Origin of the sequence: Paraburkholderia sp. BL18I3N2 (genome assembly GCF_003001875.1) — a bacterium.
Taxonomy (GTDB): Bacteria; Pseudomonadota; Gammaproteobacteria; order Burkholderiales; family Burkholderiaceae; genus Paraburkholderia; species Paraburkholderia phytofirmans.
The window spans coordinates 164,784-186,612 of the sequence record NZ_PVNC01000014.1; the positions used below are offsets into that span (position 1 = coordinate 164,784).

Annotated in this window: 23 protein-coding genes; 9 read left to right on the forward strand and 14 right to left on the reverse strand. The window is 62.7% G+C overall.

Annotated elements, in window-relative coordinates; genetic code table 11:
* Positions 1–73: 73 nt before the first annotated feature.
* The 4 genes from B0G75_RS28885 to B0G75_RS28905 all read right to left on the reverse strand — a co-directional run bounded on the left by B0G75_RS28885 (position 74) and on the right by B0G75_RS28905 (position 3,521).
* Positions 74–862 (reverse strand): TatD family hydrolase, encoded by a 789-nt coding sequence (locus B0G75_RS28885; RefSeq protein ID WP_106313451.1) that lies wholly within the window; start codon positions 860–862, stop codon positions 74–76.
* Between the two features lie 47 nt (positions 863–909).
* A complete protein-coding gene (gene lolD, locus B0G75_RS28890; RefSeq protein WP_012433555.1) occupies positions 910–1,653 on the reverse strand; it encodes a lipoprotein-releasing ABC transporter ATP-binding protein LolD in 744 nt (247 codons plus the stop codon).
* On the reverse strand, positions 1,646–2,899 hold the full coding sequence (locus B0G75_RS28895; RefSeq protein ID WP_106313452.1) for a lipoprotein-releasing ABC transporter permease subunit: 1,254 nt from the start codon (positions 2,897–2,899) through the stop codon (positions 1,646–1,648). Before B0G75_RS28895 ends, lolD begins: the two co-directional genes overlap by 8 nt.
* A 376-nt stretch (positions 2,900–3,275) precedes the next feature.
* Positions 3,276–3,521 (reverse strand): hypothetical protein, encoded by a 246-nt coding sequence (locus B0G75_RS28905; protein ID WP_106313454.1) that lies wholly within the window; start codon positions 3,519–3,521, stop codon positions 3,276–3,278.
* 220 nt (positions 3,522–3,741) lie between these two features.
* On the opposite strand from B0G75_RS28905, the gene B0G75_RS28910 reads away from it, so the two are divergent.
* The 8 genes from B0G75_RS28910 (at position 3,742) to B0G75_RS28945 (ending at position 13,503) form a co-directional block, all read left to right on the forward strand.
* A complete protein-coding gene (locus B0G75_RS28910; protein ID WP_106313455.1) occupies positions 3,742–3,972 on the forward strand; it encodes a hypothetical protein in 231 nt (76 codons plus the stop codon).
* Between the two features lie 12 nt (positions 3,973–3,984).
* A complete protein-coding gene (locus B0G75_RS28915; protein ID WP_106313456.1) occupies positions 3,985–4,392 on the forward strand; it encodes a GtrA family protein in 408 nt (135 codons plus the stop codon).
* Between the two features lie 19 nt (positions 4,393–4,411).
* On the forward strand, positions 4,412–6,028 hold the full coding sequence (locus tag B0G75_RS28920; protein WP_106313457.1) for a hypothetical protein: 1,617 nt from the start codon (positions 4,412–4,414) through the stop codon (positions 6,026–6,028).
* A gap of 370 nt (positions 6,029–6,398) precedes the next feature.
* Positions 6,399–7,565, forward strand: coding sequence for a regulator (locus B0G75_RS28925; protein WP_106313458.1), 1,167 nt, complete (start codon positions 6,399–6,401; stop codon positions 7,563–7,565).
* A gap of 63 nt (positions 7,566–7,628) precedes the next feature.
* Positions 7,629–9,335, forward strand: coding sequence for a single-stranded-DNA-specific exonuclease RecJ (gene recJ, locus B0G75_RS28930; protein WP_106313459.1), 1,707 nt, complete (start codon positions 7,629–7,631; stop codon positions 9,333–9,335).
* A gap of 259 nt (positions 9,336–9,594) precedes the next feature.
* Positions 9,595–10,699, forward strand: a protein-coding gene (gene prfB, locus B0G75_RS28935) for a peptide chain release factor 2 (protein ID WP_106313460.1) whose coding sequence is annotated in 2 segments (ribosomal slippage) — positions 9,595–9,675 and positions 9,677–10,699 — 1,104 coding nt in all. Because the reading frame shifts where the segments join, the coding sequence is not laid out codon by codon here.
* 170 nt (positions 10,700–10,869) lie between these two features.
* Entirely contained in the window at positions 10,870–12,426 is a 1,557-nt protein-coding gene (lysS, locus tag B0G75_RS28940) for a lysine--tRNA ligase (RefSeq protein WP_374956927.1), read from the forward strand.
* Between the two features lie 327 nt (positions 12,427–12,753).
* Positions 12,754–13,503, forward strand: a complete 750-nt coding sequence (locus B0G75_RS28945) for a glycine zipper 2TM domain-containing protein (protein WP_106313462.1) — start codon at positions 12,754–12,756, stop codon at positions 13,501–13,503.
* A gap of 123 nt (positions 13,504–13,626) precedes the next feature.
* On the opposite strand, the gene iscX is transcribed toward B0G75_RS28945, so the two are convergent.
* From iscX to B0G75_RS28995, 10 genes are all read right to left on the reverse strand, one after another.
* Positions 13,627–13,824, reverse strand: a complete 198-nt coding sequence (iscX, locus tag B0G75_RS28950) for a Fe-S cluster assembly protein IscX (protein ID WP_007181290.1) — start codon at positions 13,822–13,824, stop codon at positions 13,627–13,629.
* Positions 13,825–13,839: 15 nt separating this feature from the next.
* Positions 13,840–14,181, reverse strand: a complete 342-nt coding sequence (gene fdx / locus B0G75_RS28955) for an ISC system 2Fe-2S type ferredoxin (protein WP_012433562.1) — start codon at positions 14,179–14,181, stop codon at positions 13,840–13,842.
* Positions 14,182–14,333: 152 nt separating this feature from the next.
* The gene (hscA, locus tag B0G75_RS28960) at positions 14,334–16,205 is read right to left on the reverse strand and encodes a Fe-S protein assembly chaperone HscA (protein WP_106313463.1); all 1,872 of its coding nucleotides are present in this window, start codon (positions 16,203–16,205) and stop codon (positions 14,334–14,336) included.
* 109 nt (positions 16,206–16,314) lie between these two features.
* Complete coding sequence (hscB, locus tag B0G75_RS28965) at positions 16,315–16,842, reverse strand: Fe-S protein assembly co-chaperone HscB (protein WP_106313464.1); 528 nt, start codon at positions 16,840–16,842, stop codon at positions 16,315–16,317.
* Between the two features lie 164 nt (positions 16,843–17,006).
* Positions 17,007–17,330 (reverse strand): iron-sulfur cluster assembly protein IscA, encoded by a 324-nt coding sequence (gene iscA / locus B0G75_RS28970; RefSeq protein WP_012433565.1) that lies wholly within the window; start codon positions 17,328–17,330, stop codon positions 17,007–17,009.
* Positions 17,331–17,487: 157 nt separating this feature from the next.
* A complete protein-coding gene (iscU, locus tag B0G75_RS28975; RefSeq protein WP_007181285.1) occupies positions 17,488–17,901 on the reverse strand; it encodes a Fe-S cluster assembly scaffold IscU in 414 nt (137 codons plus the stop codon).
* 71 nt (positions 17,902–17,972) lie between these two features.
* Positions 17,973–19,196 carry an IscS subfamily cysteine desulfurase gene (locus B0G75_RS28980; protein ID WP_106313465.1) on the reverse strand — a complete coding sequence of 408 codons (1,224 nt, stop codon included), beginning with the start codon at positions 19,194–19,196 and terminating at the stop codon, positions 17,973–17,975.
* Positions 19,197–19,271: 75 nt separating this feature from the next.
* A complete protein-coding gene (iscR, locus tag B0G75_RS28985; protein WP_012433568.1) occupies positions 19,272–19,802 on the reverse strand; it encodes a Fe-S cluster assembly transcriptional regulator IscR in 531 nt (176 codons plus the stop codon).
* A 134-nt stretch (positions 19,803–19,936) separates the two neighbouring features.
* Positions 19,937–20,434, reverse strand: a complete 498-nt coding sequence (locus B0G75_RS28990) for a low molecular weight protein-tyrosine-phosphatase (protein WP_106313466.1) — start codon at positions 20,432–20,434, stop codon at positions 19,937–19,939.
* Between the two features lie 148 nt (positions 20,435–20,582).
* A complete protein-coding gene (locus B0G75_RS28995) occupies positions 20,583–20,822 on the reverse strand; it encodes a hypothetical protein (RefSeq protein WP_106313467.1) in 240 nt (79 codons plus the stop codon).
* Positions 20,823–21,088: 266 nt separating this feature from the next.
* Between B0G75_RS28995 and B0G75_RS29000 the strand changes: the two genes are divergently transcribed.
* Positions 21,089–21,652: a hypothetical protein gene (locus B0G75_RS29000; protein ID WP_106313468.1), complete on the forward strand. Its 564-nt coding sequence runs from the start codon at positions 21,089–21,091 to the stop codon at positions 21,650–21,652.
* Positions 21,653–21,829: the final 177 nt, after the last annotated feature.

Sequence of the window (21,829 nt, forward strand, 5' to 3'; positions counted from 1 at the left end):
GACGCGCAGGCGTCAGCGACCCCGCCAGGCGTGGGTATCGCCCGGCGCGAACCACTCAGACCATCGAGTTCAATTATGCAGAGGAAAGTGCCAGCCGCGGCAACGCGGCGAGCGCGTTAGCCGTTGTGCCTAGGGCGGCTTCGTCGGCGGCCATGCCGCGCAGTTGCGCGAGGCCCGCGCCGATTGCGGGAATCTGCTCCGGCGTGTTGCGCTGCTTGTAGATCCACGACGGCGCGATGTCCGGCGCGTCGGTTTCGACCACCAGCGCGTCGAACGGCAACTGCTCGGCGAGACGGCGAATTTGCCGCGCGCGTTCGAAAGTCAGATTGCCGCCGAAACCGAGATGCATGCCCTGATCGATATACGCCTGAGCCTGCTGAAAACTGCCGTTGAACGCATGCGCGATGCCGCGATGAATCTGATGCCGCCGCAGTCCTTTGATGACCTGATCCTGCGACTTGCGCACATGGCAGATCACCGGCAGATCGAATTCGCGTGCGATCTGCAACTGGCCGTTGTAGAAGAATTGCTGGCGCGCGTCGTCGAGACCTTCGACGAAATAATCGAGTCCGATCTCGCCGATGCCGACAAACAGCGGATCATCGAGACTCGCCTCGATTTCCATGCGCAACAGATCCAGATCGCTTTCCTGCGCGCGAGGCGTGAACAACGGATGAATGCCAAGCGCGTACGCACCGCCCTCAACCTGGTGCGCCAACTCACGCACCGCCGCGAAATTCTGCCGGCCGATCGCCGGAATCACGATTCGCCCCACGCCCGCGCGGCGCGCCGCCGCCGCGACTTCCGCGCGGTCGGCGTCGAATTCCGATGCGTCGAGATGACAGTGCGTATCGATCCACATCACAGACCTCACGAGCGGCGCGGCATCCACGCCGAATGGACGGCCATTTAAACCGGCACCGGCGGCTCTTCGTGCAGCACGCCGTCGCGCAGCCGCATGATGCGGTCGCAACGTCCCGCGAGTTCGGGATCGTGTGTGACGATCACGAAGCTCGTGTCGAGCGTTTGCGACAGTTCGAGCATCAGATTGAACACGGTGTCGGCGGTGCCGCCGTCGAGATTGCCAGTCGGTTCGTCGGCCAGCACGCAGGCGGGCTTCGTCACCAGCGCGCGGGCAATCGCCACGCGCTGGCGCTCGCCGCCCGACAGCTCGCCCGGACGATGCTTGGCGCGATGCCCCATGCCGACGCGCTCCAGCACCGCGAGCGCTTCGCGGCGCGACGCTTCGGTCGTCATGCGGCGGATCCGCAGCGGCATCGCGACGTTATCGAGCGCGGTGAACTCCGGCAGCAGATGGTGGAACTGATACACGAAACCCAGCGCGCGATTGCGCAGGTCATTGCGTTCGCGCTCGGAGAGCCTGGTGAAGGGCTTGCCCATCACCGAGACATGGCCGGCGCTCGGATCGTCGAGGCCGCCGAGCACGTGCAGCAGCGTGCTCTTGCCGGACCCCGACGCGCCGACGATCGCGAGCTTCTCGCCGCGCCGCACGCTCAGCTCCGTGTTGTTGAGCACAGTCACGTTCAGACCGCCCTGCACGAACGACTTGGAAATGCCGGTTGCTTCCAGCACGTAGGGATGCGGCACAGTGTCGGAAGAAGCCATGGACAGGTTAGCGGAACGGTCATTCATAGCGCAGCGCCTCCGCCGGACGGACTTTGGCACCACGCCAGCTCGGGTACAACGTGGCCAGCGCGGACATCACGAAAGCGATGACGCCGATTCGCGCGACGTCGGCCGGCACCAGTTCGGACGGCAGTTCGCTGATGAAATACACCGACGGCGGCAGGAACTGCACGCCGATCAGGTGCTCGATCATCGGCACGAGCCACGGAATGCTCCACGCGATCAGGCAGCCGAGAGCGACGCCGGTGGCCGTGCCGATGAAACCGATCGTCACGCCCTGCACCACGAAAATCTTCATGATCGAACCGGGCTGCGCGCCGAGCGTGCGCAGAATCGCGATGTCGGCCTGCTTGTTGGTCACCGTCATCACGAGCGACGACACCAGATTGAACGCCGCCACCGCGATGATCAGCGTGAGGATGATGAACATCATGCGTTTTTCGATCTGCACCGCGGAGAACCAGGTCTTGTTTTGCTGCGTCCAGTCGCGAATGTACAAATCGCCGGACAGCGTGCGGGCAAGCTGATGCGCGACTTCCGGCGCGCGCTGCATGTCGGTCAGGCGCAGCCGCACGCCGGTCGGCGCGGGCAGCCGGAACAGCGCCTGCGCGTCCTTGATGTTGATCAGCGCGAGCGTGCTGTCGTATTCGTAGTGACCCGACTCGAAGATGCCCACCACCGTGAACTGTTTTAGCCGCGGCAGCATGCCGGCGGGCGTGATGGTGCCTTCCGGCGCGACCAGCGTGATCTTGTCGTTGACCGTCACGCCGAGATTGGTGGCGAGGTCGGCGCCCAGCACGATGCCGAAGTCGCCCGGCACCAGCGCGTTCAGACTGCCGCCTTTCATCTCCTTACCGATATCGGACACCTGCGGCTCCAGCGACGGCTCGACGCCGCGCAGCGCCACGCCGCTCACCGCGTCCTGGCGCGTGAGCAGCGCCTGGGCTTCGACATACGGCGCCGCGCCGATCACTTCCTTGTTCTGACGGGCTTCTTTGGCGGTGAGCTGCCAGTCGGGCATCGAGCCGGTCGGCGAAAAAATTTCGACGTGCGCGAGCACCGACAGCATGCGGTCGCGCACCTCTTTCTGAAAACCGTTCATCACGGACAACACGACGATCAGCGCCGCGACGCCGAGCGCGATGCCCGACATCGACACGAGCGCGATGAAGGAAATGAAGCCGTTACCGGTCGTGCGTTTGCCGGCGCGGGTGTAGCGCCAGCCAATCTGCCATTCGTAGGGAAATTTCAAGCGAATCCTTTTCTGCGTTCTTCGGCTTTGTGCCGCGCACGAAGGCGTGAAGCGCCGTTCGTGCGGCCCGAGCGTCGTGATTGTTGGTGTCGCTGCGGCGCGGATGGTTCCGGTGCGGCGCGCCGTTGCATAGCAATGCGCGCGCCATCGCGGTCCGCGGCCGACTGGAAGACGGCGGCTGTCGTCGCCGCCATTGCCGCCACCACTAATCAAGCGCGAAGTTTGCCATACAATGCGGCCCGCTCGCGCAAAGGGAGTGCGGACGGGACCTCGAACAGAAACGCCGGCCGCCTGCGGCCAGGTCGGCTCGGCGGCGGCTTTCTCGGATCGGCGCCGCGTCGCCGTGCGCCGGGTCCGGGCGGTGTGCCGGTTTCGTCTAACGGAGGTTGTACCGCCCGCGCAGCTCGTTGATGATGCCCGCGGCGGCGCTGTTGGCCATCTCGGCCACGTCGGCATCCTTGCGGTCGCGGTGCAGATGACTGATGTCCCAGTTGCAGCCTGTCTCGTCGTCCACGGTCTCGTGGAAGCCGGTCGGGATCCAGCCGGCAGTGGCCGGGTTCGCATCGAGCGCTCTGACGACCAGCGCTAGCAATTCCTGCTCGGTTTTGAGTTCACGCGACATGCCGGTCTCCTCGTCATGTGCGCGGTGCCGCCGCGCGCGGCTGTTGCTCCGGCGGCCGGCCGGCGGCGAACCCGGAGGTCCGCTGCTGCCGGACGACCGGCAAGGACGGAAGCGCGTACATGGCCGCAACCGCGTGGGAGTGTCTCGAGAGGGAGCCGGATACAGAACCGTCCCTGACGGATCCGCGTACACAAGGTCCCGAAAAGAGGACGGATGAGAGATGCGCCGCCTTGAAGCGTACCGCAAGAACGGCCAGGGACTGGCCTGCTGCTATGCGGTCTGCGAAATCCTCAGACGTCTATCAGATCTTGATGTAAACTGCGCGCATTCCGGGGAAAAAATAATGTTTGATCAAATAAAAGAATGGCCGCCGCTTAAGCGCGCCTTCTTCGTGGCGGCAATGGCAGCCTGGGTCAAGGCTATGTTGATTGTCTTCACGACCCGTGGTTGATTCGGAGCCAAGATGAAGCTTTGGATCACCTACGCGCTGTTGGCCGCCTTGGCCATGGCAGCAAACATCTGCGGGCAAGACTTAATGCTAATGGCGTACGCCGGGCCATTTGCGCTCCCCGTATCGGTCGCGGCCGGAACTGGCGTAGGCCTCATTCTCAAGTACGTGCTTGACAAGAAATTCATATTTCGCTTCCGAGCCAGCAGCGCAGCTCATGACGGCGCCACATTCGTTCTTTACACGATGATGGGCCTTGCTACCACCGTCATTTTCTGGGCCACGGAAGCCGCATTTCAGGCCGTGTTTCACACCGATTTCATGCGATACCTAGGCGCCGCGCTCGGACTGACGGTCGGATACCTCGTTAAATACAATCTCGACAAAAACTATGTATTCAGGAATGCGCTTAACGCTTCCTGATCATCTCCTTATTGCTCCAATGATGAAAGAATCGAACGGCGGCCACGCCGACGCGGCCCTGGATATTGCCGTTTTTTTGCTCACATATATCATCGGCACCGCGACGCTATTTGCCTTATTGCAGGGTATCCATGCCCCGGCCGGTCTTGCGGGGTGGGCTCCGATTTTGGGCGCGGCAGTCAGTACGGCAACAGCATTTTCCGGCAGTAAAGCGCGCGCAGTGTGGGTCACAGTCGCGGCCTTGCTAACGGTCGTTGCGTCAATGGCTGCCGCCAATATCTACTTCGATTTCTCATCGGATGGCCTCGGCTATCACGCAAACGCAATCCATGAACTCGCCGACCATTTCGATTTTCTGAAGTCATCTTTAGAGGGGCGTTATGCGATATACATTAATAACTACCCGAAGATTTCGTGGTTCTATACTGCGTCGTTATTGAAGCTGACCGGCAATTTCGAAATTGGCAAAAGCATCAACTTCATTCTGATGCTGGCGTCTGGCCTCGTTACTTTCTCGGCTCTAAGAGGCCACGGCGTAGTGCCGCGATCTCTCGCAGCGATCTGCGTAGCACTGAATCCGATCGCAATCCTTCAGCTATTCACGCACTACGTGGACGGTTGCATGGCCGCTTTCCTCTCGATTCAGATACTGTGCATCTACGGCCTGTTGTGGAACAACGGCTCGCGGCGCTTGACCATACCGTTGTTGCTGGCATCGATCGGTGCGGCGACATTGAAGGACACGGGCCTGGTATTTTCGGCCGTGCTTCTCGCCGGTGCATTCTGCATTTCGCGGATCCGGAAAGTCCCCATCGGCGTTGGCTCAAGCGCCACAGCTACGCTCCTGCTGACGTTTGCCGTTCTTGCTGTGAACCCGTACGTTAAAAATCTCGTCGAGGGGCACCACGTCTTCTACCCCGTAATGGGCGCCGGACGCGTGGAAAACCTCATTTCCGGGCAGATCACGCCGCAGTTTCATTCCCTTAATCGCTTTACGCAACTCGGATTGAGCGTCATGGGGAAGACCAGAAACGAAAATCCGTTCGACCTCGCGACACCACGTTTCCCGCAACTCAAGGTGCCTTTCACTGTCGACGCCGTCGAGTTCACCACAGCTGGCGGTGTCGATGTGAGATGGGGTGGGTGGGGGCCACTCTTTGGCGGTGCGCTCCTGTTAGCGATCGCGGCGGCGGTCTGGTCCTGGCGATCAACCTGGCGCGCTGCACCGCTGCTCGCCGTCGTCGTTGTGCTATGCGTAATTAGTCCTGAGTCATGGTGGGCACGCCTGAATCCGCAGCTCTACGTGCTTGTGTGTCTGTTGACAATCCTCGCACTCCAGGAAAAGCGGATCATCGGTTACGTGCTTGTGGCCGTACTGATGATTAATTCCGGGATCGGCGCGTATGAGTCGTCGATCATGATCCGAAACGCAGCCGGCTATCTAAAACAGGCGACCAACGAGCTATCCGACGATCACCGCAAAGTCCTTTACTGGAGTGAGCGGTACGAGAATCTGCAACCCATGTTCGACCACCTCAACGTCAACGTCAAATACATCGGACCGAACGGCGCGAGCCAGCTCGACATGTGGCCATGCAAGCAACTGCTCGGCGAGTGGGTGTGCGCGAGACCATGATGATTTATCGCGAGCGGTGGGCTATGCCAGCGAATCTGCGTTTGTAGAGGCGGCCTTGAGCGCGGCGTTCGTTGCCGAATAGCTATCGTAATAGACCGCTGGCATATGGCTGTGGCAATATTTCCTGGACATGCCCACGATCGTTGCGCCATCTTCGTATCGAGCTCGACATGCGCCGCCTCCTTGGCCGCGAGCATCAAATCGATGATCCGCGTTGCCAGCGTGCGCAAACGGAGCACGTGAAGCCACTCCAATAGCTACGCAAAGGCATAGCGGCCGTTCAAAGGTACAGAGCGAGGGAAACGAATTGCGCATCGGCCATCCCAGGTAAAGCGGCTTTAGACGGAAAAGCCAGATTGTTTGCCCTACAATGCGCAGCATCATGCTCGCCAACCGTCTCCATCTTCTCCTGCCCTTCGCGCTGCCCGCCGCAGCGGACGCCTCCACCGCCCTCCACGACATCCGCAGTCCCGCCCTCGACCGGCTGATCGCGCGCGCGACGCTGGTGGAGCGCGTGGTCGGCGAAGACTTTCAGCGCACGCTGCCGCACGAGCGCTGGGTGGCGCGCCAGTTCGGCGCGCTGCCGAGCGGCGCGGCCGCCGCCGACGAAGCGCCGCTCGCGCCCTACATGCTGCGCGCCGACGGCGGCGAACCCGGCACCGCCACATGGGCCTGCGTGCAACCGGTGCACGTGCGGATCGCGCACGATCATCTGGTGTTGATCGACCCGGCCTCGCTCGACTTGTCCGACGAGGAAGCCGGCGCGCTGCTCGCGGTCGCCCGGCCGTTGATCGAGGAACTCGGCGTGCGTATCGAAGCGCCGCAGCCCGCGCGCTGGTATCTGTCGGGCGACGGCTTCGGCACGCTCGCCGGCGCGTCGCCGTTGCGCGCGAGCGGGCGCAACATCGAAATCTGGCTGCCGCACGAGGCGCATTCTGGCGAGCGTTCGCGCGCCTGGATGAAGCTGCAGAACGAAGTGCAGATGGCCTGGTTCGAGCACCCGGTCAACGAAGCGCGCGAGGCGCGCGGCCTGCCTGCGGTCAATTCGATCTGGTTTCACGCGCAGGGTGCGGCGCAGCCAGTACGCAGTCCGTTCGCACGCGTGTTCTCCGACGCAGCCGCAACGCGCGGTCTCGCGATGACCGCGGGCGTCGCGGCGGCTGCGCCGCCGGCGTCGTTTGCGGCACTGCGGGCGGCTGGCGCCGCGCGCGGCGCTTCGGACAATGCTCTGCGTGGCGCGTCCGAGCTCAACGCCGACGCCAATGCAAACACGAACACGACCGGGCCCACGCTGGTCGAACTCGATCCGTTCTCCGCGCCCTACATCGAACAGGATTGGGCGCGCTGGAACGACGCCTTCGCCGCATTGCAAACGGACTGGTTCGAACCGGCGCTCGCGGCGCTGCAATCCGGCGAGCTCGCCGAACTCGGCCTGACCTTGTGCGGCGACACCGGCTCGGTGACGTTGTCGGTCACGCGCAACGATCTGCGCAAATTCTGGCGGCGGCGTGTGCTCGCCTCGCTCTTCATCGAATGATTGATTGAATGACTCAACGATGACTCGACGAATGACTCAACGAATGACTCACGGCCTCTCCGAATGACTCGAATCGTTACGCGCGCCTGCTCTCCCGTCGACGCCGAAATACTCACCCGCCATGGCCTGCATCCGGTACTCGCACGCCTCTACGCGTCGCGCGGCGTGTGCATGCCCGACGAAATCGAAACCGGCCTCGCGCGGCTCGTGCCGCCGGCCGCGCTCAAGGGCTGTGAAGACGCCGCCGCTTTGCTCGCCGACGCGATCCAGCAGAAGCGCCGCATGCTGGTGGTCGCCGATTACGATTGCGACGGCGCCACCGCCTGCGCAGTCGCCGTGCGCGGCCTGCGTATGTTCGGCGGCCGCATCGAGTATCTGGTGCCGAACCGCTTCGAGTATGGCTACGGCCTGACGCCCGAGATCGTCGCGCTGGCCGCGCGCAACGCGTCGGGCAGACCGGATCTGCTGATCACGGTGGATAACGGCATCGCCAGCGTCGATGGCGTGGAAGCGGCCAACGCGCTCGGCATCGACGTGCTGGTCACCGACCACCACCTGCCCGGCGACGAACTGCCGGCCGCCCGCGCGATCGTCAACCCGAACCAGCCGGGCTGTACGTTTCCGAGCAAGTGCATCGCGGGTGTCGGCGTGATGTTTTATGTACTGCTCGCATTGCGCGCGGAATTGCGTCGCCGTGGCGCCTTCAACGACGCGTTTCCCGAACCGCGCCTCGACGGCCTGCTCGATCTGGTCGCGCTCGGCACGGTCGCGGACGTGGTCAAACTCGACGGCAATAACCGCGTGCTGGTCGCGCAAGGTTTGCAGCGTATCCGCAAGGGCAAGATGCAGCCGGGCATCGCCGCGTTGTTTCGCGCCGCCGCGCGCGACGCCCGCAGCGCGTCGGGCTTCGACCTCGGCTTTGCGCTCGGGCCGCGCCTGAACGCGGCGGGCCGCCTGTCGGACATGTCGCTCGGAATCGAATGCCTGACCACGGACGACATCGGCCGCGCATGGGATCTCGCGCAGCAACTCGACACGATGAATCGCGAACGCCGTGAGATCGAAGCCGGCATGCAACAGCAGGCGCTCGAAGACCTCTCGGCAATCGACCCGGACGGCGCGACCACCATCACGCTGTTCAATCCGAGCTGGCACCAGGGCGTGATCGGCATCGTCGCTGGGCGGTTGAAAGAGAAATTCCACCGGCCGTCGTTCACCTTCGCGCTCGCCGACGACAGCGGCCAGACCGTCAAAGGCTCGGGCCGCTCCATCTCGGGCTTCCATCTGCGCGACGCGCTCGATCTGATCTCGAAGCGCGAGCCGGGCCTGATCGTCAAATTCGGCGGCCACGCGATGGCCGCGGGCCTCACGCTCGCCGCCGCCGACGTGCCGCGCTTCACGGCCGCGTTCGAAGCGGTCGGCCGCGAATGGCTGTCCGAGGACGCGCTCTCGCGCACCGTGGAAACCGACGGCGAACTGGAAGACGCGTACTTCACGCCGCAATTCGTCGAAATGCTCGACGCCGCCGTGTGGGGCCAAGGCTTTCCGGCGCCGGTGTTTTCGGGCGAATTCGACATCGCTTCGCAAGCGCTCGTGAAGGACAAGCACCTGAAACTGCAACTCGTGCGCGGACGCCAGCGCTTCAATGCGATCTGGTTCAATCACACCGACACCCTGCCCGCGCGCACCACCGTCGCCTATCGCCTCGCGAGCGACACGTGGAACGGCGTATCGCGCGTGCAGCTGATCGTCGAGCATGCGGCGAGCTAAGATGGCCATCTGAAAAGCCCAGCCGGACCGGGCGAGTTGCAATCGCGAGCTGAAGCGCAGACCTGACGCGACTCATGCGGGCGATGAGTCGACGCTGGCGCCTCAAATGCCCTGCCCGCCGTCTCGGCCCCGTCGACCAAAAACCCCGAAAATCTCCGCAAAATCAACCGCAAACACGCGCCGGATCGCTCAACAGCCGCCGGCGCGGCGTGCCGATCGGCTATAATTTCCCCTTTTTACGAAGCTATAAAAGATCGACATGGAAGCGGAACGTCTCAACGCGATCGAAGCCTCACTGGCGGACCTGCGCACTCGCGCGGACTCGCTACGGGGGTATCTTTGACTACGACGACAAAGCACTGCGTCTAATCGAAGTCAACCGGGAACTCGAAGACCCGGACGTCTGGAACGACTCGAAGCACGCCCAGGCCCTCGGCCGGGAAAAGAAGCTGCTCGACGACACCGTCGGCAAACTCACGTCGCTCGACAACGACCTGCGCGACGCGCAGGACCTGTTCGACATGGCCCGCGAGGAAGACGACGAGGAAACGCTCCTCGCCTGCGAATCCGACGCACAAGGCATTGAACAGCGTGTCGCCGACATGGAATTCCGCCGCATGTTCGCAAACCCGGCCGATCCGAACAATGCCTTTCTGGACATCCAGGCCGGCGCCGGCGGCACCGAGGCGTGCGACTGGGCGTCCATGCTGCTGCGCCAGTATCTGCGCTACTGCGAGCGCAAAGGCTTCAAGACCGAAGTGCTGGAACAGACCGACGGCGACGTCGCGGGCATCAAGAACGCCACGATCAAGATCGAAGGCGAATACGCGTACGGCTTTCTGCGCACCGAAACCGGCGTGCACCGCCTCGTGCGCAAGTCGCCGTTCGATTCGTCGGGCGGCCGTCATACGTCGTTCTCGTCGGTGTTCGTGTACCCGGAAATCGACGACTCGATCGAAGTCGACATCAACCCGGCCGATCTGCGTATCGACACGTACCGCGCGTCCGGCGCGGGCGGTCAGCACATCAACAAGACCGACTCCGCGGTGCGTATTACGCACATGCCGTCGGGCATCGTCGTGCAGTGCCAGAACGACCGGTCGCAACACCGCAACCGCGCCGAAGCCATGGCCATGCTGAAATCGCGCCTGTACGAAGCGGAAATCCGCAAGCGTCAGGAAGAGCAGGACAAGCTCGAAGCCGGCAAGACCGATGTGGGTTGGGGTCATCAGATCCGCTCGTACGTGCTGGACAACAGCCGCATCAAGGATCTGCGCACCAACGTCGAAATCAGCAATACCAAGAGCGTGCTCGACGGCGACCTCGATCCGTTCATCAGCGCCAGCCTGAAACAGGGCGTCTAAGCGCACCCGGCGCGGCTTGCAACGCCGCGCCGCAGTTTCGACGTTTGTTCGTCGCTGCTTCGCTGTTTGTTCGTCGCTGTCTCGCTGTTTCCTAACACCGCCTGAGGTTTTTACTGACTGGCCACCCGCATGCGAGCCACTCCGTGCGGGCCACCGAATATCAGATCATCATGACCGAACCGACCCAGCTTAATGCGGCCCAGCCTGACGCGGCCCGACCTAACGTCGTGCCCGAGATGGACGACAACAAGATCATGACCGAGCGCCGCGAAAAGCTGCGCGAGCTGCGTGAGCAAGGCGTGGCCTATCCGAACGATTTCCGCCCCACGCATCACGCCGAAGATCTGCAATCGCAATACGAGCACGCCGACAAGGAAGCGCTCGAAGCGAATCCGCTCGAAGTCGCGATTGCCGGCCGCATGATGCTCAAGCGCGTGATGGGCAAGGCGAGCTTCGCGACCGTGCGCGACGGTTCGGGTCAGATCCAGTTCTTCATCACACCCGCCGACGTCGGCCAGGAAACGTACGACGCCTTCAAGAAGTGGGACATGGGCGACATCGTCGCGGCGCGCGGCGCGCTGTTTCGCACCAACAAGGGCGAACTCTCGGTGCGTTGCACGGAACTGCGTCTGCTGTCGAAGTCGCTGCGTCCGCTGCCGGATAAATTCCACGGCCTCGCCGACCAGGAAATGAAGTATCGCCAGCGCTATGTCGATCTGATCGTTACGCCGGAAACGCGCAAGACGTTCGTCGCGCGCACCAAGGCGATTTCGTCGATCCGCAACTTCATGGCAAACGCCGACTTCATGGAAGTCGAAACGCCCATGCTGCACCCGATTCCGGGCGGCGCGGCGGCCAAGCCGTTCACCACGCACCACAACGCGCTCGATATGCAGATGTTCCTGCGTATCGCGCCGGAGCTGTATCTGAAGCGCCTCGTGGTCGGCGGCTTCGAGCGTGTGTTCGAGATCAACCGTAACTTCCGCAACGAGGGCGTGTCCGTGCGCCACAATCCGGAATTCACGATGATCGAGTTCTATGCCGCGTACACCGATTACAAATGGCTGATGGACTTCACCGAGCAGTTGATCCGCCAGGCCGCGATCGATGCTTTGGGCACCGCCACGATCACGTATCAGGGCCGCGAACTCGATCTGGCGAAGCCGTTCCATCGCCTCACGATCACGCAAGCCATCCAGAAGTACGCACCGCAATATACGAACGAGCAACTCGCCGACAGCGCCTTCCTGCGCACCGAGTTGAAGAAGTTCGGCGTGGATGCGTCGCAGCCGCAGTTCCTGAACGCGGGCGTGGGTTCGCTGCAGCTGGCGTTGTTCGAAGAAACCGCCGAGTCGCAGTTGTGGGAGCCGACGTACATCATCGACTACCCGATCGAGGTTTCGCCGCTGGCGCGCGCGTCGGACAAGGTCGAAGGCATCACCGAGCGTTTCGAGCTGTTCATCACGGGCCGTGAGATCGCCAACGGCTTCTCGGAGCTGAACGATCCGGAAGACCAGGCAGCGCGCTTCAAGAAGCAGGTCGACCAGAAAGAAGCCGGCGACGAAGAAGCGATGTTCTATGACGCCGACTACATTCGCGCGCTCGAATACGGCATGCCGCCGGCCGGCGGTTGCGGTATCGGCATCGACCGTCTGGTCATGATGCTGACCGACAGCCCGAGCATCCGCGACGTGATTCTGTTCCCGCATCTGCGCCGCGAAGACTGAACGCTGCGTGGTTCAAGGCATGTGCAAACGCCCGGCTCGATGCCGGGCGTTTTTCTAGCTGCATCCCGTGTGTGGCGCCCGCCTGACGGTTTGTAACCATCGGTAAAAGCTGCATGTTGTGCGATGATTCGACCGCGGACGTTCATTGCACGAGCGCTTGCCCGAAGCGGCGCCCGGCTGCATTGCGCCGCTTATATACGCACGCGCGCGACGCTTGACCGGAAATCGTTACAAATTGAAACCCTCGCAGAATCGATTTGTCCGACACTCAGTCTTACCAAAAGTCGTCTTACCAAAAGTCGACTCCCGTTGAAAACGGAGGCCAAAATGGACAATCCAAACACGCAACCCACCACGCAGTCCGCTCAGCCTGCGCAACCACGCCGGATTCACCCGCTCGTCGCGACCGCTGCCGGTGCGGTGATCATCGCCAGCCTTGCCGCGACGGCGGCTGTAACCGGCCTGTTCACCAAGGCGTCCAGTAGCGGCGCGCAAAACGATCAGACGCAAGCTGCGCAGGTGGCGACACAAGCTACGCCGCCGGGTGTGGTCGATTCGGCGGCGCCCGCCCACCTGACGGCGCAACAGGCCGCGCAGCAGCAGGCAGCCCAGCAGCAGGCCGCGCAACAGCCGCGACCCGCACCCGCTCCGGCACCTGCACCCACACAGCAACAATACGCTCAGCAGCAACAGGCGCAGCCGGCACCTAACTACGCACAGCAACCGCCGCCGCAACCCGCTTACTGCTCGAGTTGCGGGACAGTCGAGGCCATCTCGGCGGTGCGTCAGGAAGGTCATGGCACCGGAATCGGCGCGGTCGGCGGCGCAGTGGCTGGCGGCGTGGTCGGCAATCAGTTCGGCAGCGGCAACGGCCGCACCGCGATGACCGTTCTCGGCGCGCTCGGCGGCGGCCTTGCCGGCAACTCGGTCGAAAAACATATCCGCAGCACCACGTCGTATTCGGTGCGCGTGCGGATGGAAAACGGCAAGACGCGTTACTTCACTTACCATGAAGCGCCGCCGTTCCAGCAAGGTCAGCGCGTCCGGGTTCAGAACGGCACGCTCGTGGCTAGCTAACCGCACGCAGATAGACCTTCCGCCAGACGCAAAAAAGGCGATTCCAAATGGAATCGCCTTTTTCTTTACCGCAACCGCAAGCGCAACCAAATCGCTGACCGGCGCCGGAAAACTCAGTGAAGCTCAGTAATCCGCGTCTTCAATCCATGCAGCCTGAATCGCCTCGAGGATCTTTTCGTTCGACCGGTTAGGATCGTCGTCGAATCCTTCCAGCTCGGTGACCCAACGGTGCAAGTCGGTGAAGCGCACCTGTTGCGGATCGATGTCCTGGTGCTTGTCAGTCAGGGCCATCGCGATGTCTTGCGTATCGGTCCACTTCATGGCTGCATCCTCCTGTTAGTGATTTTCCTTCGCGTGGTTGATCGAGTAGCGAGGGATTTCGACAACCAGATCCTGCTCAGCCGGCACCATGGCCTGGCACGACAGACGCGAGGCCGGTTCGAGCCCCCACGCCTTGTCCAACAGATCGTCCTCGTCTTCCTCCGACGGCGTCAAGGCGGCGAAACCCTCACGCACGATCACGTGACAGGTCGTGCAGGCGCACGACTTCTCGCACGCGTGCTCGATTTCAATGCCGTGTTCGAGCAGGTTGTCGCAGATGCTCTTGCCGGGCACGGCATCGATCACCGCGCCTTCCGGGCACAGTTCGACGTGAGGCAGCACAACGATTTGAGGCATACATTTTCCGTTTGGGTCTGCGGCACGGCGGCCGCAAACAGGCTCCGTACCATTTTACTGGCGCCGCGCGGACTTTTTAAGTCCACGCGGCGCGATTCGGTTTTTTGCGGCGGCCTCTCGCAAGTCAAGGCCGCCCGCCGTTAGCGCAAGGCTCAGATCTCGTCGAGCTTGCGGCCGGCGAGCGCGCGGCGAATGCCCTTGTTCATGCGGCGGGCGGCGAATTCGTCGGTGCCTTCGGCGAGCGTTTTGGTGGCGGCTTCGATCACGTCTACATCGTCGCTTTGCACGACGTTGCGCAATGCATCGAGGAGCGCGTCGAGCTCGGCGCGCTCGCTGTCGTCGAGCAGTTCCGCGTCGGCGGCGAGCGCGGCGTCGGTGGCTTCCACGAGACGGCGCGCTTCGACTTGCGCTTCGCGCAACGCACGCGCGCGCATGTCGACTTCAGCGGTCGAGAAACTGTCTTCGAGCATGCGGGCGATGTCGTCATCGGCGAGACCGTAGGACGGCTTGACCACGACGGATGCTTCCACGCCCGAGCCCTGCTCGCGCGCGAACACTGACAGCAGGCCATCGGCGTCCACCTGGTAAGTCACGCGGATGCGCGCCGCGCCCGCGGCCATCGGCGGGATGCCGCGCAGCTCGAAACGCGCGAGCGAGCGGCAGTCGCTGACGAGCTCGCGCTCGCCTTGCACGACGTGAATCGCCATGGCCGTCTGGCCGTCCTTGAAGGTCGTGAAATCCTGCGCCCGCGCGACCGGAATCGTCGAATTACGCGGGATGATCTTCTCGGTCAAGCCGCCCATCGTCTCGACGCCGAGCGATAGGGGAATCACGTCGAGCAGGAGCCATTCGTCGCCGTCCGCGCCGCGGTTGCCCGCGAGCAGATCGGCCTGGATCGCGGCGCCGAGCGCGACCACCTGATCCGGGTCGAGGTTGATCAGCGGCGGCTGGCCGAAGAACGATTCGACCGCGCGGCGAATCACCGGCATGCGCGTCGCGCCGCCGACCAGCACCACGCCCTTGATTTCCTTCGTCGTGACTTTGGCGTCGCGCAGCGCCTTTTTCGTCGGGCCGAGCGTGCGCTGCACGAGCGCTTGTGTGATCGCTTCGAAAGTGGCTTCGTCGATCGTCAGATCGAGCCTGGCGCCGTTCGAGAGCTCGGCTTGCAGCTTTGCATTCGGTGCGTCGGACAGGGCCTCCTTGGCCTCGCGTACGCTGTCCAGCAGCAAGCGCACATCTTCCGGCGCGAGCGTTTGCGGCGCGATGCCGGCCTGCTCCAGCACATGGCGATACAGCGCGTGGTCGAAATCGTCGCCGCCGAGCGCGGAGTCGCCGCCGGCCGCGAGCACTTCGAATACACCCTTGGTGAGCTTGAGAATCGACAGGTCGAAGGTGCCGCCGCCGAGGTCGTACACGGCGTACAGACCTTCGGAACCGTTGTCGAGGCCGTAGGCAATCGCTGCCGCGGTCGGTTCGTTCAGGAGGCGCAGCACGTTCAGGCCGGCCAGACGCGCTGCGTCTTTGGTCGCCTGGCGCTGGGCTTCGTCGAAGTAAGCCGGCACTGTGATCACGGCGCCGACCAGTTCGTCGCCGAGCGTGTCTTCGGCGCGCTGGCGCAGCGTCGCCAGAATTTCGGCCGACACTTCGACCGGGCTCTTCACGCCGTCGATGGTACGGATCTGCACCATGCCGGGGGCATCGATAAAATCGTACGGCGCGTTTTCGGCGCCCTCCACTTCCGCCTTGCCACGGCCCATGAAGCGTTTGACCGAGACGATCGTGTTGCGTGGATCGCTCGCCGCCTCGGCTTTGGCCGTGCGGCCGATACGCCGGCCGCCTTTTTCGAGGTAGCGCACCACCGACGGCAGCAGCGCATGGCCGTCCGCGTCGGGCAGCACGTCGGGCACGCCGCTGCGCACGGCGGCGACGAGGGAATTGGTGGTGCCGAGATCGATACCGACCGCCAGACGCCGCTGGTGGGGCGCCGGCGCCATGCCGGGTTCAGAGATTTGCAGTAGGGCCATCTGGATCTTCTCGGGGCCGCTCGGCCCCGTCCTGAATTTTCGCGTTGCTGGATGTAATGCTACGGCTCTTCTGGCGGCGATTGCCGCACTCGCGGCGCGCTCGGGCTCGCTAGTTCTCGAGCCGCTCGATCTGCGTGCCGATTTCCGACGCCACCCGTTCGATGAACATCAACTGCCGCACGGCCTCGCCCGCGGCCTGATTCGCGCCGCTGTCGAGCAACGCGCCGAGCTTGTCCAAACGCATGCGCTCTTCGTCGCGCAGTTCGGTGAGCAAGGCGTCGAGCGCGTCGACGTTCTTCGCCGCGGCCGCGTCCTCGATGCCTTCGCGCCATTCCATCTGCTGCATCAGGAACGCCGGCTCCATCGCCGTATTGTCGTGCGCGCCGACGTCGATGCCGCGCAAATGCAGCAGATAGGTGGCGCGCTTCAACGGATCGCGCAACGTCTGATACGCCTCGTTGGTGCGCGTCGCCCATTGCATCGCAATGCGCTTTTGCGCGTCGCCGGCCGCCGCGAAGCGGTCCGGATGCACTTGCGCCTGGACCGTGCGGTAGGCGTGATCGAGCGCGGATGCGTCGAGCGCGAATTGCGCCGGCAGATCGAACAGGTCGAAGTGGCTGTCGTTCAGCGAGGCCATCGGATAAAAGAAGTCCGTTCAGGAAAGCGCACCGGAGTGCAGTCAAAAAACGCGGCTCGTCGAAGCGGAGCCCGGCGGCACACGCGAATTCGCGCGAATTCGCGGATCAAACTAAAAAGGCGGCACGCGCCGCCTTTGATCCGCTGCACGCGGAATGTTCCGATTTACACGCGGAACGATTCGCCGCAACCGCATTCGTCCTTCACGTTCGGGTTGTTGAACTTGAAGCCTTCGTTCAGCCCTTCACGTGCGAAGTCGAGTTCGGTGCCGTCGATATAGGCGAGGCTCTTCGGGTCGACAATGAGCTTCACGCCGTTGCACTCGAACACTTCGTCTTCGGGCGCGAGTTCATCCACGTACTCGAGCTTGTAAGCCAAGCCGGAGCAACCGGTGGTGCGCACGCCGACGCGCAAGCCGACGCCTTTACCGCGACGGTTCAGATACTTCTGGACGTGCTGTGCTGCCTTTTCGGTCAACGTAATTGCCATAGCGTTTCTCATTGCGCAGAGTGTGCCGGCCATGCCTCTACCCGCTCACGCGCTGCTACCCTGCCTGCACCAAATATCGTTCGTGCCGGACGGCTGGCGTGAACTCACGCCGTCGTCCGTTTCGATTTACCTGAACCGCGCCGCAACCGCCGCTTGATCAAGCGTGCTGCTTTTCGTCTGCGACGACTGCTTCGCCGTGACGTTGCTTGTAGTCGGCGACCGCTGCCTTGATCGCGTCTTCCGCGAGGATCGAGCAGTGGATCTTCACCGGCGGCAGCGCCAGTTCTTCGGCGATCTGCGTGTTCTTGATCGACATGGCTTGATCGAGCGTCTTGCCCTTCACCCATTCGGTGACGAGCGAGCTCGACGCAATCGCCGACCCGCAGCCATACGTCTTGAACTTCGCGTCTTCGATGATGCCGTCCGCGCCCACGCGGATCTGCAGCTTCATCACGTCGCCGCATGCCGGCGCGCCGACCATCCCGGTACCGACTGCATCGTCGTCCTTCGCAAAGGAACCGACGTTGCGCGGGTTTTCGTAGTGGTCCAGAACCTTGTCGCTATAAGCCATGATGACACTCCTTGATTCGTTTCAACCTGCAATTCGCAATTCGATGAATTCGACGTCGTCCAAACGGCGCGTCAGTGCGCTGCCCACTGGATGGTCGAAATATCGATCCCGTCCTTGTGCATTTCCCACAGCGGCGACAAATCGCGCAGCTTCGAAATCTTGGTCTTCAGCAGGTTGATCACGTAATCGACATCCTGCTCGGTCGTGAAACGGCCCACCGTGAAGCGGATCGAGCTGTGCGCCAGCTCGTCGTTACGGCCCAGCGCGCGCAACACATACGACGGTTCCAGCGAAGCCGACGTACAAGCCGATCCCGACGACACCGCCACATCCTTCACCGCCATGATCAGCGACTCGCCTTCGACGAAATTGAAGCTGATGTTCAGGTTGTGCGGCACACGCTTTTCCATGTCGCCGTTCACATACACTTCTTCCATTTGCGACAGGCCGCGCAGCAGACGGTCGCGCAGCATGCGGATACGTTCGTTTTCCGTCGCCATTTCTTCACGCGCGATACGGAACGCTTCGCCCATGCCGACAATCTGGTGCGTGGCCAGCGTGCCCGAACGCATGCCGCGCTCATGACCGCCGCCGTGCATCTGCGCTTCGATACGGATACGCGGCTTGCGGCGCACGTACAGCGCGCCAATGCCCTTCGGGCCGTACGTCTTGTGCGCCGAGAACGACATCAGGTCGACCTTCAGCTTTTGCAGATCGATGGCGATCTTGCCGGTGGCTTGCGCCGCGTCGACGTGAAAAATGATGCCCTTTTCACGAGTGATCTCGCCGATCGCCTCGATGTCCTGGATCACGCCGATCTCGTTGTTCACCGACATGACCGACACCAGAATCGTGTCCGGACGCAACGCGGCCTTGAACTTTTCGAGGTCGATCAGGCCGTCGTCCTTAACGTCCAGATACGTGACTTCGAAGCCTTCGCGTTCGAGTTCGCGGCAGGTGTCGAGCACGGCCTTGTGCTCGGTCTTCACCGTGATGATGTGCTTGCCTTTGCTCTTGTAGAAGTGCGCGGCACCCTTGATCGCCAGGTTGTCCGACTCCGTGGCACCCGAGGTCCAGATGATTTCACGCGGATCGGCGTTCACCAGCGCGGCGACATTCTCACGCGCTTCCTCGACTGCGCGTTCCGCCGCCCAGCCATACGAGTGGCTACGCGATGCGGGGTTGCCGAACTGCTCGCGCAGATACGGAATCATCTTGTCCACCACGCGCGGATCGATCGGCGTCGTCGCGCTGTAGTCCATGTAGATGGGCAGATGGAGAGTGTCGTTGTTCATCAATTGCTCCGGGGACGTCGTGTGCTCTGGCTTCTGGGTTTCTTATCAGGCTGCGGTGACTGCTCGATACCGCTCCTAGGAACCGGCCATGTTGAAAACTGAATTCGGCCCTTTGGGCGCTACGCGGACGGGTTCGACCGCCGGCGCTTCGTTGCGTCTGTCGCGTATCACGGCCGGCGCGCCTTCCCGCGAGCGCTGCTGATCGACTAGGTCCTTTAGCGACACCGAGTCGAGGTACTCGACCATTTTCTGGTTCAGCGTGGACCACAGTTCGTGCGTCATGCAGTGGCCGTCGTGCTGTTTGGTGCCCTCGCACGAGCCCTTGCCGCCGCATTGGGTGGCGTCGAGCGGCTCGTCGACCGCGATGATGATGTCGGCCACGGTCACGTCTTCAGCGCGGCGGGCCAGATTGTAGCCGCCGCCCGGTCCGCGCACGGACTCGACGATTTCATGACGACGCAGCTTGCCAAACAGCTGCTCGAGGTACGACAGGGAGATGTGTTGGCGCTGGCTGATACCCGCAAGCGTCACCGGGCCCTGCTCCTGGCGCAGTGCCAGGTCAATCATCGCCGTGACGGCGAAACGGCCTTTCGTGGTGAGTCTCATATGGTGTGGGAACCGCAATTCTCGACAAGTTTTGTCAAGTATAAATACATGAGCGATTTAGTCAAGTATCCCTACCGCGATTTGGGTCATTTGCTTAATTGCTGGATAAGTTCGGCGCGCTTTCCCGCCGGATTCTATGCAAGCAACTGGGGACGGAGCGCCGCGATGAGCCCGCGGCAGGCAACTTCACACTGATCCAGCACCTGCTCGAAGCCTTCCACTCCACCGAAATACGGATCGACGACTTCGCGGGCGCCGCTCCAGCGGGCGTCCGCTTCGGGGACGAATTCCATCAGCAGACGGATCTTGTCGCGTTGCTGCGGCGGGCACATCTGACGCAACGCGACGATATTCTTGTCGTCCATGGCGATCAGCAGGTCGAAGCGGTCGAAATCTGCCGCGGCGATCTGGCGGCCGCGCAAGTCGGCAAGCTTATACCCGCGCCGGCCCGCTGCCAGTTGCGCGCGCTCGTCCGGCGGCTCGCCGATGTGCCAGTCACCCGTTCCGGCGGAGTCGATCACAATGCGTTCCGCGAGCTTCGCCTCGCCGACCAGATGACGCATCACACCTTCCGCGGTCGGCGAACGACAGATGTTCCCGAGGCAGACAAAGCAGATGGACACGGTTTTCATCGAGGGCTTTTTAGGCGCGTGACGCGCGCAGGCTGACTGCAAATAAATGTTGCCGCGATTATACGAAGCTGGCCGGAATCTCGCCGGCGGCTGGCGCGAGCATGGCGTTCGGTAAGGCGGCCGCTCCCAATCCCGCTCAACCTCGTGCTTACGACGCTTCCGCGGCCGGCATCGCCGTAACGGCGCGCATCGGTTTCGCCCGCAACGGCGAGACGTCGTCGATCATGCCGTACGAAACGGCACGTGCAAGTTCAGCCGTCAACTGGTCGGCGGCGAGCGGAGTTTGTGGGACGCGCGACGCGGCATCGCCACAAATATGGAGATAAGCAGCCGCAGCGAGCGGCACAACGATGGCAAGGGGCCAGTACACCGATATTGTCTTTTTCATGATGTCGATTCTTTCGATTGGGGGCAGATGAGTTTGTTACCCACTATGCCCAGTCGAAATCTTATAGAAATTCACAATCGCGAAAAACCTCCTGGCGCGAGATAGACCGTTGCGCTGAATGGAACAGTGAATTCACATTTCGCGACGGACGACGCCGGTGCGCGTCATGGCACAAAAAAGAAATCCTTACAAACACATACAAAGCTCTTGCGACGGATAGCGATAATAGCGGTCTTATAGAAATAGAACTCGCATCGGTCGATCACATGAAACGCTTTGTTTTTGCACCACTCGGCTGCCTCGCTGTCGCTGCCCTGCTCGGCGGCTGCGCTGTCTATCCGGACGGCACGCCGATGTACAGCAACGGCTACGGCGGCGGTTATAGCGGCTACGACGGTTACGATGGCTACGCCACCGGTGTGCCGGTCGTGCCGCAATCCAATGTCTACATGGGCTATGGCAACTATCCGGGGCCTGGCTACTACGACGGCCCGGGCCGTTATTACGGCCCGGGCCCCGGCTACGGCGGCTATCGCGATCGGGACCGGAACAACGGCAATTATGGAAACAACGGCAACCACGGCGACAACGGTGGCTGGCACGGCCAGCCGAACGGCGGATCGCGCGGCGGGCCGCCGCCGCAAGGTGCGGTGGGCGGCCCGCGCGGGCCGAGCGGATCGAACGCGCCTCGACCGGGGGCTGGAAGCCCGCCGCCGCCCCCGCCGCCGCAGCAGCAGGCCGGCGGCGGAGGCGGTCGCGGCAACGGGAATAACGGCGCGCCCGTGCGAGGGGTGCCGGGTCGCCAGTCGGGCCAGATGACGGATCACTGACCTGGACTAGCCGCATGGTGGTTGCGCGGTACGCATGCGCTGATGCGCAGGCGTGCCGCGCTCTAATTTCTGCGGCCGCAACGTGCGGGTCGCTTCGGCGATATCAGGCAGACTGCCCTGCGGTTCGACGCAAGACCAGACAGCGCAATACTGGAATCACCGGCTCACGCTAAATGC